The 17,986-nt window shown below is 33.2% G+C and carries 16 protein-coding genes; 11 read left to right on the forward strand and 5 right to left on the reverse strand.

Annotated features, from left to right (window positions below):
• Positions 1–177: 177 nt before the first annotated feature.
• Positions 178–765, reverse strand: a complete 588-nt coding sequence (locus AC1Q7L_RS07815) for a thymidine kinase (RefSeq protein WP_410691783.1) — start codon at positions 763–765, stop codon at positions 178–180.
• A 60-nt stretch (positions 766–825) separates the two neighbouring features.
• On the opposite strand from AC1Q7L_RS07815, the gene AC1Q7L_RS07820 reads away from it, so the two are divergent.
• From AC1Q7L_RS07820 to AC1Q7L_RS07840, 5 genes are all read left to right on the forward strand, one after another.
• Positions 826–2,379 carry a DUF8457 domain-containing protein gene (locus AC1Q7L_RS07820; protein WP_492304972.1) on the forward strand — a complete coding sequence of 518 codons (1,554 nt, stop codon included), beginning with the start codon at positions 826–828 and terminating at the stop codon, positions 2,377–2,379.
• 8 nt (positions 2,380–2,387) lie between these two features.
• A complete protein-coding gene (rsmI, locus tag AC1Q7L_RS07825; protein ID WP_066753992.1) occupies positions 2,388–3,062 on the forward strand; it encodes a 16S rRNA (cytidine(1402)-2'-O)-methyltransferase in 675 nt (224 codons plus the stop codon).
• Positions 3,063–4,538 (forward strand): WG repeat-containing protein, encoded by a 1,476-nt coding sequence (locus AC1Q7L_RS07830; protein WP_492304973.1) that lies wholly within the window; start codon positions 3,063–3,065, stop codon positions 4,536–4,538. It begins immediately after the preceding gene.
• Between the two features lie 178 nt (positions 4,539–4,716).
• Complete coding sequence (gene fabG, locus AC1Q7L_RS07835; protein WP_123981840.1) at positions 4,717–5,460, forward strand: 3-oxoacyl-[acyl-carrier-protein] reductase; 744 nt, start codon at positions 4,717–4,719, stop codon at positions 5,458–5,460.
• Positions 5,461–5,463: 3 nt separating this feature from the next.
• Entirely contained in the window at positions 5,464–6,786 is a 1,323-nt protein-coding gene (locus tag AC1Q7L_RS07840) for a hypothetical protein (RefSeq protein WP_492304974.1), read from the forward strand.
• Between the two features lie 51 nt (positions 6,787–6,837).
• Here AC1Q7L_RS07840 and AC1Q7L_RS07845 read toward each other — a convergent pair whose 3' ends face one another.
• The 3 genes from AC1Q7L_RS07845 to surE form a co-directional block, all read right to left on the reverse strand.
• Entirely contained in the window at positions 6,838–7,878 is a 1,041-nt protein-coding gene (locus AC1Q7L_RS07845) for a GMP reductase (RefSeq protein WP_492304975.1), read from the reverse strand.
• Positions 7,879–8,154: 276 nt separating this feature from the next.
• Complete coding sequence (locus AC1Q7L_RS07850) at positions 8,155–8,916, reverse strand: GNAT family N-acetyltransferase (protein WP_492304976.1); 762 nt, start codon at positions 8,914–8,916, stop codon at positions 8,155–8,157.
• The gene (surE, locus tag AC1Q7L_RS07855; RefSeq protein ID WP_410691776.1) at positions 8,916–9,686 is read right to left on the reverse strand and encodes a 5'/3'-nucleotidase SurE; all 771 of its coding nucleotides are present in this window, start codon (positions 9,684–9,686) and stop codon (positions 8,916–8,918) included. Before surE ends, AC1Q7L_RS07850 begins: the two co-directional genes overlap by 1 nt.
• Positions 9,687–9,881: 195 nt before the next feature.
• Between surE and AC1Q7L_RS07860 the strand changes: the two genes are divergently transcribed.
• The 4 genes from AC1Q7L_RS07860 (at position 9,882) to AC1Q7L_RS07875 (ending at position 14,124) form a co-directional block, all read left to right on the forward strand.
• The gene (locus AC1Q7L_RS07860) at positions 9,882–10,244 is read left to right on the forward strand and encodes a hypothetical protein (RefSeq protein WP_492329379.1); all 363 of its coding nucleotides are present in this window, start codon (positions 9,882–9,884) and stop codon (positions 10,242–10,244) included.
• 115 nt (positions 10,245–10,359) lie between these two features.
• On the forward strand, positions 10,360–12,489 hold the full coding sequence (locus tag AC1Q7L_RS07865; RefSeq protein ID WP_492304978.1) for a carboxy terminal-processing peptidase: 2,130 nt from the start codon (positions 10,360–10,362) through the stop codon (positions 12,487–12,489).
• A gap of 110 nt (positions 12,490–12,599) precedes the next feature.
• Positions 12,600–12,971 (forward strand): transposase, encoded by a 372-nt coding sequence (locus AC1Q7L_RS07870; RefSeq protein ID WP_492304979.1) that lies wholly within the window; start codon positions 12,600–12,602, stop codon positions 12,969–12,971.
• Between the two features lie 16 nt (positions 12,972–12,987).
• The gene (locus tag AC1Q7L_RS07875; protein WP_492304980.1) at positions 12,988–14,124 is read left to right on the forward strand and encodes a virulence RhuM family protein; all 1,137 of its coding nucleotides are present in this window, start codon (positions 12,988–12,990) and stop codon (positions 14,122–14,124) included.
• Positions 14,125–14,172: 48 nt separating this feature from the next.
• Here AC1Q7L_RS07875 and AC1Q7L_RS07880 read toward each other — a convergent pair whose 3' ends face one another.
• Complete coding sequence (locus tag AC1Q7L_RS07880; protein WP_066753983.1) at positions 14,173–14,676, reverse strand: superoxide dismutase family protein; 504 nt, start codon at positions 14,674–14,676, stop codon at positions 14,173–14,175.
• 189 nt (positions 14,677–14,865) lie between these two features.
• Between AC1Q7L_RS07880 and AC1Q7L_RS07885 the strand changes: the two genes are divergently transcribed.
• Both AC1Q7L_RS07885 and AC1Q7L_RS07890 read left to right on the forward strand, forming a co-directional pair.
• The gene (locus AC1Q7L_RS07885) at positions 14,866–17,109 is read left to right on the forward strand and encodes a TonB-dependent receptor (protein ID WP_492304981.1); all 2,244 of its coding nucleotides are present in this window, start codon (positions 14,866–14,868) and stop codon (positions 17,107–17,109) included.
• A gap of 94 nt (positions 17,110–17,203) precedes the next feature.
• Positions 17,204–17,857 (forward strand): hypothetical protein, encoded by a 654-nt coding sequence (locus tag AC1Q7L_RS07890; protein ID WP_066753981.1) that lies wholly within the window; start codon positions 17,204–17,206, stop codon positions 17,855–17,857.
• Positions 17,858–17,986: the final 129 nt, after the last annotated feature.

Genomic DNA, 17,986 nt, shown 5'->3' on the forward strand with positions numbered 1-17,986 from the left:
TATTTATGTTTTAAGGCGCAAGAAAATCTAAGATTTTCAGCAATGTTTGCGTTATCAATTTTATCGAAGATAAAATCCTTGTGCCTTAAAACTGCTTTATTAATTTAATTTGCGCCTTTGCGATTAACCAAAATATTTTTTATTAAATCTAAAATAAATTTAGACTTAAATTTAATCTTATTTTTTCTTAGAAAGTACTTCTTCAATAAAAACACGACGGCTTACTGCTTCATAACTTTCTGTTTCACCGAGCTCCACAAGATTATTTCCCTGAGAAATTCTCATAGAATAATTGGCAAGATTACCCGTTCTCTTGCAAATAGCATGCACTTTCGTTACGTATTCTGCTGTGGCCATCAAATTAGGCATCGGCCCGAAAGGACGTCCTAAAAAGTCCATATCCAAGCCGGCGATCACCACGCGTATTCCGCTATTTGCCAATTCATTAGCTATTTCTACGATGCTTTCATCGAAAAACTGTGCTTCATCAATTCCTACAACATCGCAATTTGACCCTAATAAGAGAATCTCACTAGGACTTTCCACTGCGGTACTGCGAATTTTATTCTGATTATGAGAAACAACGTCCTCATCAGAATATCTGGTATCCGTTTTTGGTTTAAAAATCTCTACATTTTGCCCCGCCATTTCAGCTCTTCTGAGTCTCCGGATCAACTCTTCGGTTTTTCCGGAAAACATTGAGCCACAAATAACTTCCATCCAACCACTTTGTTTGGAATGATTAATTGTATTTTCTAAAAACATTTGTTAAATTAGCCGTATATTTTTAAGATCAAAAGTAAGCAATTTTAACAAGATTCTCATATGCAGAACATCCAAGATTTAAAGGAAAAGATTTTTTTTGAATCCAAGAATATCATTGATATTTTGGAGAAAATCAACAACGTGGACGAACTACTTTCCAAGCAAGATCTTGTAGACGAGCTTGCGAACAGGATATCGTTCTTACGGTTGTTGGAAAAGAATATCGAGTATTTTATTACCGATAACTCTGTTCAAAATTCAGAAAATCAGCAAAATATTTCATTTGTTAACCAAAATTTTGAATCTCAGGAGTCAAATAATGAGGTTACAGAAGAGGAAGCTATTTTTAATAATGAATTTAATGAAATTGACGAAAATGATAATGAATCTTCCTACAACGAAAACACTGTAAGTTCTGTTAATACAGAAAATATTCAAGCTCAAGAGGCTGAGGAAGAAGCAATTTTCAATAATCAGCTGAATGAAATTGCTGAAAACGAATATCACGAAAATATTGTAAATCTTGTTGAAGAAAATACTGAACCGAAAAATGATGAAAATTGTATTGACCCGGATTTAACGAAAGAGGAAGCAATTTTTAATCATCAGTTAAATGAGATTGATGAAGAACAACCTTCAGATTATCAGGGGAATATTTTAAGTTTCATTGATGAAGAAAGAATTCTTGCCGATGCAGAACCTGAAACGGATGAAGATATTAGTGAAGAAATATTCAGTCAGACTATTACGGAAGAAGAAGTAATTTTTAATAATCAATTGAATGAAATTGATGAATTTGAAAATGAAATTTCCGACAATCGAGGAAATGAATTGAATAATTTTGATGAAGAAGAGAAAATCCAGGATAGTTTTGAATCTAAAAAAGAAGAAAAAGTTGAAATTATTCCAAATATTTTCGGAAGCGAAGATTTAGAAGATGAGGAAATGCTGATTGAAGAAAATGAAGAGCAATTCATTACTTCAAACGCAACAATCGGACAGGGCGAAATGGTAAATGAAACTTCCAATGTTGAAAATATTCTCAGCGAAATAAAAAATGATGCTCAAAATGAAGAAAAACATGAGCAAGATGTTATCGCAGAGGAAATTGACAGAAGAAAGATCACAAATATAGACAAGCCACTTCCTGAATTTGAAAAAGAAAAACTAGCTTCTGACGAAAGCTTTGAAAATCTTGAAGCTTACAATCAGGAGAAAAAGATAAGATTGGCTAATATCAAAGGGTTAAAGGCTGTTCAATCTTTATTTGATGATGACCATTTGCAGGTAGAAAATCCTTTGGAAAAACCAATTCCGGTTGTAAAAGAAGATACAGGAAGCATCCTGAAAACAAATATTCCGACCAATTTAATGGAAGCACAAAAGGCGAAACCTGAGTTTAAATTAGATTTAAACGACAGAATTGCTTTCACAAAAACATTATTCGGAGGAAGCCAGTCTGATTTGAATGATGTTGTTGGAGTACTCAACAGCTTCAGAACATTAGAAGAAGCAAAAGAATATCTGAGCGATCTTTACTACGACAGAAAATGGAGCAAGGTAGATGAATATGCACAAAGACTGTGGATATTGGTAGAAAATAAATTTTTATAAAATAAATTTTGAGCGGAATCCTTTATTTTGTTCCCACACCCGTCGGGAACTTAGAAGACATGACTTTCAGGGCAGTAAAAGTACTGAAAGAGGTAGATTATATTTTATGTGAAGACACGAGAACTTCCGGAATTCTTTTGAAGCATTACGAGATCTCTAAACCTTTAAAATCGTATCACTTACATAATGAGCATCAGGCAACGGAAAAGGTAATTAATGACCTCAAAAGCGGCCAGAATATCGCCATTATTACCGATGCAGGAACTCCCGGAATTTCAGATCCCGGTTATTTATTAAGCAAAGCTGGATCAGACAACAATATTGAGATGATCTGTCTGCCAGGAGCAACAGCTTTTGTTCCGGCTTTGGTGGTTTCCGGACTTCCGAATAATGAGTTTTTATTTGCAGGTTTTCTTCCTCAAAAAAAGGGAAGACAAACCAAGCTTAAACAACTTGCAGAAGAGAAAAAGACAATCGTTTTATACGAAAGTCCACACAAAATAAATACAACACTTGAACAGATAAAAGAGTTCTTTGGAGAAAACACGAAAGCAAGTTTAAGCCGTGAAATCTCAAAGAAATTCGAAGAAACTAAACGTGGGACAATTAATGAGTTAATTGAATTCTCCAAAAGCAAAACTTTAAAAGGAGAGATCGTTCTTATTGTCAATAATTCTATTTAATTGAAAAAGCTAATTTTTATATTGTTTTCATCGGTTTGTGTGGCACAGCAGACCGATCAGTACAAGCAGATCTTATTGTCTAAAGAACTAGGAAAGGACGTCCGTTTCTATACGAAAGGCTACGGAATAATTTCCGATCCGCAAACCGGAAAATCCGGAATTGTAGATTCTTCGGGCTCTATTTCTTTTGACTATCCTTTTAAAAGTGAAATCTCGCGTTTATCTAAAAACAGATTCATTTTAAAGACTAAAGATGCCATTTCTAAAGGAAAAACAGCTTTAATTGATGCAAAAGGTGATCAATTGATTGCTCTAGATAATTTTAAGTTCAGAACGTGGGAAAATAAGGACAGAATGATCTATTCCAAAGACGGAAAAGACTGTGTTTATGATTACAATGGCAAGCAGATCATCCCTTTTTATGATGAAATACAATTTGCCAGCGAAAACAGATTTTTTGTAAAAAAAGATAATGGCTGGTTTATCTATGATTTTGACGGTCAGCAGGTTTCAGATAGAGAATTTAAAGAAAATCTTCGTTTTTATAAAGGAAAAGTGTACCTCACAACAGGTGCCAGAAGTGGTGAAGTTCTGGATAATAACGGAAAAATAGTAACCACGTTTTCAGATCATTATATTGAAGATATCAACGGTTTTCCTTTCTTAATTACAAAAAACGTCATCAAAAATAAATACGGAATTGTAGATGAAAATGAAAATGTTTTGGCTGATGAAATCTACGAACAGGCTTTTGTAGGAAGAGAATATATTTATCTGATTCACGATAATAACGTAAGCATTTTTTCTAAAGCAGAAAAAAAGGTTTATCCTACTGATTTTCATTATGTAAACCATTTGTTTAATGGAATGTTCAAGTCTTTAAAAGACGACAGAAATCCTAAAATAGCTGTTCTTAAAACCAATGGAGAAGTTATTCTTCCTAAAGAATATGATGTTGTTGAAGCTTTCAAAATTAAAGATGAAAATTATCTTTATGTAAGTAAGGATGGGGAGGAGAAACTTTTAGATAAAAACTTAAACAGTATTTTAGACGATGGTTATCAAATAGAAAAGGTCTTTTTTGATAATTTAATTGTAAAAAAAGAAAATACTTTTTATAAATTTTTACCGAAAGATAAATCTTATACCGAGCTTAAAAATATCACTTCTATAAAACCATTCCAGTTCTATCCGGCGATTATCTGCAAAAACAAAGAAAACCTTTATGGAATGCTTGATGAAGCAGGAAATGAGATCATACCATTCGTATATGACGATATTTTCACGTTTTTTTCCGGAGATGAAGTTGTAGTGCAGAAAGGAAATAAATTCGGGGTTACGAACCTTAAAAATGAGCCTTTAAAAGATGTTGTTTACGATAAATATTCGGTAGACAGAAAGAAAATTAAGCTTACAAAAGGGAAAGAATCGGAATTCATAGATTTTACGTCTTCAGAAAACAAAGTCTTATTTTAACAATTTTTTCATATGACAAAAAACAGTCATAATTTTTTATTAAAATAATGGTTTAAAATGCATTAAATAACAAATTATAATATCTTTGCGCACCATTTAATTTCGATAAAATTAAATATATTAAATTAGCCAAAACACAATAAGCTAATTCATTAAAGGAAAAATAATTGTCAGAAATATGAAACTATTAGAAGGAAAAGTAGCACTTATTACCGGAGCTACAAGAGGAATCGGAAGAGGAATTGCAGAAATGTTTGCTCAACAGGGAGCAAAAGTAGCATTCACTTACGCTGGTTCTGTAGATAAAGCAAAGGAATTAGAAGCGACTTTAAGTTCTGTAACTCAAATTAAAGGTTACCAATCTGATGCATCAGATTACGATGCGGCTCAAAAATTAGTAGATGAAGTAATGGCTGAGTTTGGTCAAATCGATATTTTGATCAACAACGCAGGGATTACAAGAGATAATCTTTTAATGAGAATGTCTAAAGACGATTGGGACACAATTATAAAGGTAAATTTAGATTCAGTATTCAACCTTACAAAGGCGGTTATTAAGCCAATGATGAAGGCAAAATCAGGATCTATCATCAATATGACTTCTGTAGTGGGAGTAAAAGGAAATGCCGGACAGGCAAATTATGCTGCATCTAAGGCGGGAGTTATCGGGTTTACAAAATCTGTTGCGCTTGAATTAGGTTCAAGAAACATCCGTTGTAACGCTGTTGCTCCAGGTTTCATTGAAACTGAAATGACAGGTGCTTTAGACGAAAAAGTAGTTCAGGCTTGGAGAGAAGGAATTCCTTTGAAGAGAGGTGGACAGCCTGAAGATATTGCAAACGCTTGTGTATTCTTCGGAAGCGAGATGTCTGCTTACGTTACAGGTCAGGTTCTGAATGTTGATGGCGGAATGCTAACATAAAATATGAAATCTATACAGAATATCGTTTTATTCTTGTCGATTTTCACCCTTATCGGTTTGATGTACATTGGCTTTTTTAATGTATATCAAACCGATGATTATATCTACTCATACGGAACCCGACAGCTTGGCGTTCTCAATAACATTAAAAGCTTTTATTTAAACTGGGGCGGAAGGTATTTTGGATATTCTATCAATACATTAAATCCTGTTTCAGAAGATAAAGCAAGGATTTTGCCCAAAATTTATCCTGTTTTTTTATTCTTAAGTTTTATTGGAGTATCAGTCTTAAATTTTAAGCAATATTTTAAATATTCTTTAAAGGAAGCGACTATAAAAGGCTTTATTCTTTTCTTTTTTTACACCATACTTTTAGTCAGTCTTCCCGAGCATTATTTTTGGATTACGGGCTCAAATATATATTTCCTGCCAATTATTTTATTTGGATTTTTGCTGTATTTCTTGGGAAAATATGCAGAATCTAAAAGTAGAATATGGTTTTACCTGTCAACTGTATTGATTGTTGTTTTAATGGGTTCTAATGAACTGTCAGCTTTAATTCTTTTGGGTTCGTTAGCTGTATTTTACTATCAAAAAAGAACGAAAGAAACTCAATTTCTATTGATTCTAGGATTACTGTTTTGTTTGGTAAGTTTCTTAGCTCCCGGAAATTTTAAAAGGTTGGATGATTCCACAGGTGGATTTTTAATGAAATGGATCAAAAGAATAGGCATTTTTGGAGTTAATAACATCTATATTTTTATTAAAACAGCTTTAATAATGCCGTTATTTATTAAAGTATTTGAAAGTGAATTAAGAGTTATTATTAAAAAAATAGATCTTAAAAAAGCTTTTATTATCTGGCTAATTTCTCTTCTGCCATTAATTTTTACGGCCTATATTATGAACACAATGGGAAGACAATTTGAAAATATTATATTTTTCTATTTTGTTTCTTCTTCCGTTTTGTGGTTTTTTATGTTTGAAAAAATTAAAAAATATTGGTGGGTAAGTTTGGTGCTTATATTTCTGCCTGAAACTAATTTTTTCCCTGAAAAGTATTCAAATTTTAACCTTGATTTTAATGTAAATACGATTGGGAAAGAAATTCTTTTTACAGATTTGAAAAAATATGATCAGGAAATAGAAAACAGAATAAACATTATCAAAAATTCAAAAAAAGACTCCTTAATTCTTGACAGGATTAAAACAGTTCCTAAAGTTTTATATTTTGATGAAATTTCTTCCGTAAAAGAAGATAAAAACTATGTAAGCGATCAATTACAAAAGTATTTTGATAAAAAATATATCAGAGTAAAGGATTAAAAAATGCCTCCAGATTATTATCAAGAGGCACTTATTAATATTTAATTTGTTTTAATCCTTAAAAACCTGATTTTCCTGTTCCTGAACTCTGATAAAAGTCGTTCTTTTTGACAATTCCTTCAATTTCGAAGCTCCAACATAAGTACACGTTGAACGTACCCCTCCTAAAATATCTTTCACGGTCTCTGAAACCGGACCTTTGTAAGCTACTTTCACCGTTTTACCTTCAGAAGCTCTGTATTCTGCAACACCACCTGAATGTTTATCCATTGCTGTTTTTGAACTCATTCCGTAGAATGTGCGGTATTTTTTACCGTTTTCTTCGATGATTTCGCCACCGCTTTCATCATGACCGGCAAACATTCCGCCAAGCATCACAAAATCTGCACCGCCACCAAAAGCTTTTGCAACATCTCCAGGAACTTTACAACCTCCATCAGCAATGATATGCCCACCTAAGCCGTGAGCAGCATCAGAACATTCAATAATTGCAGAAAGTTGTGGATAGCCAACGCCTGTTTTTACACGAGTCGTACAGACAGAACCTGGACCGATTCCGACTTTAATGATATCTGCTCCAACCAGAAGAAGCTCTTCAACCATTTCTCCTGTTACAACATTTCCGGCAATAATGATTTTATCAGGGAAATTGGCTCTTGCTTTCTTTACAAAACCCACAAAATGCTCGGAATAACCATTGGCAACATCAATGCATAGAAACTCTATTTTCGGGTGCTTTTCGAGGATTTGTTGAAGCTTTTCTTCATCAGCTTTTCCGGTTCCTGTACTTAATGCAATATATTGATGAATACTTTCGGGCTGACTATTTAAAAAAGCACTCCATTCTTCAACAGAATAATGCTTGTGAACAGCTGTAATAATTTTGTCTTTTGCCAATTCTACCGCCATTTCAAAAGTTCCCACCGTATCCATATTGGCTGCTATGATGGGAGTTCCTGTCCATTTCTTTTTGGTATGTTTAAAAGTAAATTCTCTTTCTAGGCTAACTTCCGAACGGGATTTTAATGTAGAACGTTTCGGGCGGAACATAACATCCTTAAAACCCAGTTTTATATCGTATTCTATTCTCATAATTTGGATAAATTAATAAGAATAAATGTAGGAAAAAGATTTAATGAAATAGTGGATTTGAAGGATTTTATAAATTCTTTAAGAATATACTTCATTAAAAATTACCCGCTGATTTAGCAAATTTGGCAGATTTTAATATTGAACTGACATAGGAAACTGGCGCGTTAAGAAAATTAAAATTTAATCCGTTAAAAAATTCCCACTGTTTGAAGCGCGACACCAATTTTGAATCGAAGAACAAATAACAAATTCGCGCAAGTTTTGGGAATTTTAGGATTAAATTTTAATTTTTAGCAGAAGTTTCCAAGTCTTGAACTTTTGGTTCTTTTGTTTCAAGACAAAAGAATATTTATAAAAAAGGGTGTAAAAAACTACTTTTTTCACACCCCATAAATTTATTTTTCCTCTCAAATCAAAACCGAGTTTTTCATAAAGCTTCTTAGCTCCGAGGTTATTTTCAGCAACATGAAGAAAAGGCGTTTTACCATCTTCAAATATTATATTTGAAACAAATGCGACCAATTGTTTTGCTAGACCTTTTCCCAGATAATCTGTATCTGTAATCACGGCGCTTACTTCTGTCATGTCATTCATCTGCATTCTCTGACCAGTAACTGCAACAAGTTTACCATCTTTAAAAATCCCAAAATATCGACCTAATTCTGGTGTTCTGTTTTTGAAATAGTGAGGATAAAACTTCTTGACAAATGCCAATAATTCATCATGATTTTCATTTTTAAGCTCGATTATTTCTTCAGTAAAATCCAATTCAATTTTATTTTCTAAAACATATTGATCGCAGACAAGCTGGGACATCTCTGTTTTAAAATCTCCTAAATCAGGTTTTGCTCCGAAAACGAGAAAATCATCACAGATTTTTGCATATTCTGTGATGTCTTTTTCTTTTGCAATCGTTGATGAACCTCCAAAAGCGGCGACTTCAGGATTATAAAACTTAGAATCTCCGAAGTTTAAGCAAAACTTTTCATGATATTCATTAAGTGAATGATATACAGGATTGTCTAATTTCTCGTACATTAATCAAACTTCATTACTTCTTCCAACGTTTTGATGTATTCGTAAGCTGTCATATCAAATTTTACAGGTACAATTGAGATGTATCCGGCAGCTAAAGCCGTTTCGTCGGCATCTTCAGATTCATCCATATTATTGAAATATCCTGTCAGCCAATAGTATTTTTTTCCGTGTGGATTTACTCTTTCGTCGAAGCTTTCTTCCCATTTTGCATTGGCCTGTTTGCAGACTTTAATGCCTTTAATTTCTTCTTTAGGAAGTTTCGGAATATTTACATTTAATACAATTCCTTTTGGCATTGGGTTTTCCAATGTTCTTTTAACGATATTTTGAATAAATTCTTTAGCCTGAGAAAAATCTGCTTCCCAACTGAAATCCTGTAGTGAAAATCCGATCGCAGGAATTCCTTCAACTCCAGCCTCAACAGCTGCAGACATCGTCCCGGAATAAATTACATTAATTGAAGAATTCGCTCCATGATTAATTCCTGAAACCACGATATCCGGTCTTCTTGTTAAGATTTTATCAAGCGCCATTTTTACACAGTCAACGGGAGTTCCGCTACAAGAAAAGTCTGTTTGTGGACCGTCAAGGGTAACTTCTTCGAAGCTTAAAGTTGAATTAATGGTAATTGCGTGGCCTTTTCCGCTTTGAGGAGAATTGGGTGCTACAACAACAACTTCTCCGATTTCGTTCATGAAACTGATAAGATTTCTGATACCAGGTGCTGTGATTCCATCATCATTAGTAACCAGAATAAGTGGTCTTTCCATATTAAATTTTAATTTTAACAAATATAGTGTAATTGAATTTCTTTAAAAATCTTTATGTTTAAATATTATTTTAATTTTCAAGTGCTTTTTTTATTCATTTTTGCAGAAAACTAATTTCAGATGAATTTTTTTCAATTGACGGTTTTATTGATAGTAATTGTAACTATAATTTACTCCTGGAAGAAGAATAGGCTTGTGGCAAATTTTCTCTTAGGAATATTAATTTTAATTGGTTTGAACAATCTTGATTTTCTTGACTTTGAAGGAGAAATAGATACACTTACCGCCTGTTTTATGATGTTCAGTTATCTTGGATTTAGTTTTACCTATGCTATTTATGGTTTTAATAAAAATTCTGATTACCATATTACTTATTTGTGTAGTTTTTTAGTGATTTTTATCTCAGTCTGCTTTTTCTGTATCGATGGAGGAAAATATTATGAATATAAATTCGGAATGGCTTCGAGAATCATCGTTTCGTTCTTTCTTCTGTATATTTTGACATTAATTGAAGATCGAAAAATAAAGCAGCATACTTCTAGTAATAAAAACTCTTAAAACTAATTGATATTTATAAATAAGGTATTAAATTTGATAGTTTGTAACAGTAAATTAAAAATTACTACTAATTAAAATACTTTTTAAAAAATTAATAAAAATACATTACAGATTTATGTGGAAAAATTTCAAGCTAAATAAATTTTTACTCCTAATTCCATTAACAAGTCTAATGTTTTGTTTCAACTCACCTAAAAATGACGATGAAAAGATGCAGACGATAATGGTGAGCGTAAAGAACACTCTTTCTTATCTACATTACAGCCCGAAAGCTATTAATGATGCTTATTCTAAGGATGTTTACAAACAATATTTTGAGATGATAGATCCGGGAAAAAGATATTTCCTGCAATCTGATATGGATGAATTCAGCAAGCATGAAACAAAGCTTGATGATTATCTTAACATCGGAGATCTTACGTTCTATAAATTGACAACAGACAGACTTTTCCAAAGAGTTGATGAGATTGATAAATTAACTCAGGATATTTTCAGTAAGCCGATCAATTTGGATGAAGATGAAACATTGGTTTTAGAAAATAAGCTTAAAAAAGCACCGGTTTCTAAGCAAGATCAATATAATGAGTGGAAAAAATTCATTAAATACAATATTCTTCAGGAAATTGAGTCTATAAACAGCAAAGAACAGGCTCAAAAAGAGAAAAAAGATTCTGTACAGAAATATAAGTTACAGGATACGATTAAACTTCAGATCCTTACTCCTGAGCAGAAAAAAGTAAAAGCTACAGACGAAGTGAAAGATCTTGTAAAAGACACGTTCACAAGGTTTAAGAAGAGAAATAAAATGAATTGGTTCACAGTGTATATGAATGCTTACACTGAGGTTTTTGACCCGCACACCAACTATTATTCTCCAAAGGATAAGGAAGAATTCGATATGACTTTCACAGGAAAAGTGATCGGTATCGGAGCTATCATTCAGGAGAAAAAAGGGTATTTATATCTTGGAGCCCTTACAATCGGAGCGCCAGCTTGGAAGTCTAAACAGCTTACAGAAGGTGATAAGATTCTAAAAGTAAAATCTAAACCAAAAGACGATGCTGTAAATGTTGTCGGAATGCTTTCTGAGGAGGCAGTAAGATACATCAGAGGTGAAAAAGGAACTCCGGTTACTTTGACAGTTCAGAAGAAAGACGGAACGATAAAAGAAGTTACAATGATCCGTGAGGAAGTTGCTATTGAAGATACTTTCGCAAGAAGTATTGTGGTAAATTCTCCAAACGGTAAAAAATATGGTTTCATTAATTTACCAAGTTTCAATGCAGATTTTGAAGATGCTAAAGGAAGAAACGCTTCTGATGACATTAAAAATGAGATCATTAAACTAAAAGCTCAAAACATTGACGGAATTGTTCTTGACCTTAGAAATAACGGTGGTGGATCTTTAACGGAAGTTGGTGATATCATGGGACTTTTCATGAATGCAGGACCTTATGTTCAGGTAAAAGACGGAAACGGAAAAATTCAGACATTAAAAAACAAGCAAGAAACTCCAATCTGGACTGGTCCGCTTGTTATCATGCAAAACGAACTTTCGGCTTCGGCTTCTGAGATCTTGGCAGGTGCAATGCAGGATACTGGAAGAGCGATGATTATCGGTTCTCCACAGTCTTTTGGAAAAGGAACGGTTCAGACTTTTGTTGATTTAAACAGATTCTTAAATACAGAAGATGACTTCGGTTCTTTAAAATTAACAATCCAAAAATTCTACAGAATTACGGGAGAATCTACGCAGAGAAAAGGTATTGTTTCTGATATTCAGATGAAAGACTTCTTCACGTATGCTGAAATAGGAGAGAGATATGATGATTATGCATTGGCATGGGATAAAATTCCAAGTACGACTTTCCAGAAGCTGAACTATTTCGATGTGAAAGCATTAGAAAAAGCAAGCAACGATAGAATGGCTAAAAACACCAACTATCAGTTATTGTTGGAGTCTGCTCAGTGGAGAGAAAAATTAGACAAAGAAGAAACGATAACGCTTAATATCAATAAGTTTAACGAATTGATGAAGCAAAGAAAAGCGCAGATCGAAAAATTCAAAGCATTGACGAAATTTGAAAACGGTCTTCAGTTCACTCTTTACCCAAGCGAGCTTGAGAGAGAGAAGAAAGATGAAGCATTCAAGAAAAAATCTGATATGTGGATCAAAAATCTTAAGAAAGATCCTTACCTTCAGGAAGCAATGAATATCATTGGTGATATGAATGCAAAACAATAAAATAAAAACCCCGCTAACTAAAATTAGCGGGGTTTTTTATGCAATCAAATTATATATATAATTACATTAATGTTGATTTTGTGTAATTATCTTCTTATATTTGAGGTTGTATGGAGAATGTAAAATTTATGTCGGTTTCAGATTTAATGAAAGAATTTCCAAATGAGCAGATATGTATTGAATATTTGGAAAAGCTCAGGTGGAATGGGAATGTAATAAGCCCATTTGATCCGACTTCAAAAGTATATAGCTGTAAAGGAAATAGGTTTAGATGTAAAAATTCGGGGAAATATTTTAATGTTAAAACGAATACTATTTTTGATAATACAAGACTAGAATTACAAAAATGGATTATAGCTATTTATATAATAACTTTTCAAAAAAAAGAGATTTCATCCGTACAACTAAGTAAAGATCTGGGTATTACTCAAAAGTCAGCTTGGTTTATGATCCAAAGAATTAAAAAATGTTTCGAGATTTAATTATAGAAAATAAATGATGGAAAATAATTTAGATAATATTTCAAATTTTATATTTTATCAGTCAGGTGATGGTAAAATAAGTGTTCAGGTTGTTATAGATAATGATGGTGAAACAATTTGGGCTTCTCAAAATTCAATAGCAAACATATTTAATACTTCTAAACAGAATATAAGTTATCATTTATCTAATATTTTTGGTGAAAATGAATTAGATGAAAATTCAGTTGTAAAAGAAATTTTGACAACTGCTTCTGATGATAAAAACTATAAAGTAAAGTTTTATAATTTAGATGCTATTATATCTGTTGGGTATAGGGTTAATTCTCATCAAGCAACACAATTTAGAAGGTGGGCAACAACAGTTTTAAAAGAATACTTAATAAAGGGATTTGTTTTAGATGATGAAAGGTTAAAACAAGGAAATAAACTTTTTGGGAAAGATTATTTTGCAGAACTACTAGAGAGAATTCGAGAAATTCGATCAAGTGAGAGACTTTTCTATCAAAAAATAACTGATATTTATGCAACTTCTATTGATTATGATTCTCATTCACTAACTACGAAAGATTTTTATGCGACGGTTCAAAATAAGTTACATTGGGCTATTCATCAACATACAGCCGCTGAGTTAATCCAATTACGAGCTGATTCAAGCAGACCCAATATGGGGCTAACTTCATGGAAAAATCAGAATAGAGATGGTAAAATATTAAAAACAGATGCAGTTGTTGCTAAAAATTATTTGAATGAAGAAGAATTAAGTGAACTGAACAGAGTTGTCACTATGTATTTAGACTTTGCTGAGAATATGGCAAGAAGACAAAAAGAAATGAAAATGGTTGATTGGATAGGAAGATTAGATGGATTTCTTTTATTTAATGAATATGGTGTTTTAAAAGATTCAGGCAAGATTTCAGCTTCTGTAGCAAAAAAATTGGCAGAAAAAGAATATGAAAAATTTAGAGTAATACAAGATATAGAGTATAGATCAGACTTTGACAAAGTAGTTGAAGAAATAAAAGTTAGTGGAAAATTACCAAAACAATCAGGACTCAGTATCAGAAAAGCTTTAGATGATTTTGAAAAAAATAAAAAGACTGATTTTGATCAAAAACTTAAAAAAGGATTGGGCTTTAATCCTAAAGACGAATAAAACCCCCGCTAACTAAAATTAGCGGGGTTTTTTATGCGATCAAATTAATTATTTAATTTCTACACATCCAACTCTTCCGCCTGCATTTCCTGTAGGCTGAGTATGGAAATCGTCTGCCGCAGCATGTACGATCATTCCTTTTCCGATGATATTTTTAGATTCGTCTGCACAACCAAGACACCATTTATCAGTTTTGAAAGTCAGCGTTGCCACTCCTTCCTGATTTGCCACTAAATTCCCGATATCTCCCATGTGGAAATGCTCGGCACCCCATTTTCCGTGATCGTCTTTTCCTGGATTCCAGTGCCCTCCTGTTGAGGTTCCGTCTGCTGCTGAACAGTCGGCTTTTTCATGAATATGTACCGCGTGAATTCCCGGAGTAAGATTCGTGACATCAAGTTTCATTACAACTTCATTTCCTTTTTGAGTAAACTTTGCAGTTCCTCCCGTCTGTGTTCCGCTTTTAGCGTTGACTGAATACGTTTTTACCGTTCCGCAAGAAACAGCAAATAATGCACAGCCCGCCAATAATGCTAATGTTTGTACCTTCATTTTAAATGATTTTTATAGTGATTTATAATTATATAAATTTAGGAACATTTTTTAGAAAGCTTCATAATCTTGCTCTTTTTTATGTTAAATAGGCTGTTTTTACAATTCAGTCTGTAAATTTTACCGTTCGGAAAGAAAAAATTAGCAGATCTAAATTTTCAGATTAATTTTGGAATCAAATTAAGACCAATGAAAACACAGGGACAAAAATTATTACTTCTCATCACCTTTTTATCATTTATCTTGAGTTATTCTCAGGTAAAGATTTCAGGAAAAGTGACCTTTCGAAATAAAGGAGTAAGTGATGTAAATATCACACTTAAAAACACTTACGATGGAGCAACTACAGACGCAAACGGTAACTTTACATTTGAAACTTCTGAAAAAGGGAATCAGATATTAAGCTTTACCCATTCAAAATATAATGATGTTGAAAAATCAATTGTTATTGATAATCAGGATGTTTCAGTAAATGCAGAATTGAAAGAACAAATCAACGAAATCGATGCTGTGGTGGTTTCTGCAGGCTCAATCGAGGCGAGCGATAAGAAAAGAGCAACCGCTTTATTAACGCCAATTGATATTTATACGACAGCGGGAGCAGACGGGCAGATTTCTTCGGCCTTAAATTATCTTCCGGGCGTTCAGAAAGTAGGCGAAACGGAAGGATTGTTCATCCGTGGAGGTACAGGAACCGAATCTAAAATTTTCATGGATGGAAGCTTAATTAATAACTATTTCTCAAGCTCAGTTCCGGGAATTGCAGGAAGAGATCGTTTTAACACCTCTCTTTTTAAAGGAAATGTATTTTCGAGCGGAGGATATTCCGCGTTGTACGGACAGGCTCTTTCCGGTGCTTTGATGTTGGAAAGTGTTGATCTTCCGGATCAGAGTTCTTATGATTTTGGAATCTCACCGATCTTTTTAAGCGCAGGATTTCAAAAATTGAGTGAAGATAAAAACCATTCTTACGGAGCAACTTTGGGATATTCAAATTTAAATCTAATGCAGGAAGTTCTGAATTTTAATACAGATTTTATCGATGCTCCGCAAGGCGTAAATGCTGATGCAAATTTCAGAATTAAAACAAAATCTGGTGGATTTTTCAAATATTATGGAATGTACGACACGAACAGTATGGGCGTGAAAACCGAAAGCTTAGAAGCTGATAATCAGTTTTCTTTAATTAAATTGAAAGGGAAGAACACGTATCATAATTTATCTTTCAAGCAAAAATTTGGGAGATATCTTTTAAATGCAGGAACTTCTTATTCATTCAACAGAACAGATCTTAATTTTTCAACAGAATCCAATGAAGTTGAAGCAGATAAGATGAGGTTGCTCACAGACGGAAATTATATCAACCTAAAAGCAGTTTTAGAAAGAAAAATAAACAAAATCAGCGCCTTACGAGGAGGTTTTGAATTAAACAGCACCGACGAAAAACTTTCTTTTGAAGAAATAAATAAACATTACAAAGATCTTATTTCAGCCGTTTTTGTGGAAACAGATTTGGGTTTCAGCAATCAATTGTCAGCGAAAATAGGAGTGAGGGCAGAAAATTCATCTTTTCTTGGTAAAACAAATTTTGCACCGCGTATCGCTCTGGCGTATCGTTTGGCTAAAGACTGGACAACCTCTTTCGCATACGGACTTTTCTATCAAAATCCTGAAAGTAAATACATTAACGGTCCCGCAAATCTTGATTTTCAAAAATCTCAACATTATATTTTGCAGGTTCAGAGAACGACGGATGGCAGAAGTTTAAGATTTGAAGCTTTTTATAAAAAATATGATCAACTGATTAAAGTTTCAAATCTTGGATTTAATAATAATCAAAATCAACCCGTTCAAACAGCAGATAACAACAACGGATTCGGTTATGCAAAAGGATTGGAGCTGTTTTGGAGAGATAAAAAAACATTCGACAATATTGATTATTGGATCAGTTATTCGTTCCTCGATTCAAAAAGAGATTTTATGAATTACCCGATAAGCTTAAAGCCAAACTTCGCATCAGAACACACACTTTCTGCGGTTGCGAAGAGATTTATTCCAAAGTGGAAATTAGGAGTTAATCTTTCTTATACATACGCAAAAGGACGACCTTATTATGATTTTGCAACGAAAGATGTGAACGGCGAGACGATTAATTATACTAGAAACGAAGGAAGATTGAAGGATTATAACGCACTTAATTTAAGCTTTAATTATCTTCCAAATCTTGGGAAAAAAGACGCCAAAGCTTTCACTGTTTTTGTATTGAGCGTTTCAAACGTTTTAGGATCAAAAAATGTATACGGATACAATTTTTCGTCAGATGGATCAAGAAGTTCTGCAGTAGTTCCTCCGGTGAATACTTTTGTCTTTATTGGCGCATTTATAAGCTTTGGAGTTGATAAAACTCAGGATGCGATTAATAATAATTTGTAAAAATCTAAACAATCTGTATTTTTAATGATTTAATTATATTGATTAAATACATATCTTTGAATAAAATATAAACTAACCTCAAAAATTAGAAATAATGAAGAAATATCTATTAAGTTTTGCTTTAGCTTTTATGGGCTTAACGGCATTTGGTCAGACAGCTTACGAAAAATCAATGACTGAAAAAGTTGCCAAGCTGGAAACAGTAAAATCGGCAGAAGATTTTCAGACGTTGGCCAATGATTTCGAAAGAATATCTAGAATAGACCAAAACCAATGGTTGCCGGTTTACTACATTGCTTATTCTTATATCCAGAAAGGGAGAGCGCAGATGAACGCGGGCAAGAAGGATGAATTATTAACCTATTCAGGAGCTGCTGAAAAATATTTGATGCAAGCTGAAAGTATTGCTGGGAAAGACAATTCTGAGATCCATTTATTGAAAAAAATGGCATATTCTTTAAGAATGATGGAGAATCCTCAGCAAAGATATATGACAGACGGTGTGAAGGCTGCAGAAGAGCTTAAAACAGCTGAACAGCTAGATCCAACCAATCCAAGAATTGCTTTGATTAAGGCTGAAGACATGTATTTCACTCCTGAACAATACGGAGGAAGCAAAACAAAGGGAATTGAGCTTTTCAAACAGGCTTTGGAGAAATTTAATGCTTTCAAACCGAAATCTGCATTAGATCCAAACTGGGGAAAAGGTGAGGCTCAGTATTTTATCAGCCAAGGTGCTAAGAAATAAAAAACTCAAAAATATTCATAAACCTTCCAAATCTTGGAAGGTTTTTTTGTGCAGCTCAGTTATTGAAAATGACGGTTCGGTGAGAAATAATTTTTAATACCTTTAATTAAAACTAATTTTGGACTAAGA

Source organism: Chryseobacterium sp. GW823-FHT05E08, from assembly GCF_058795655.1.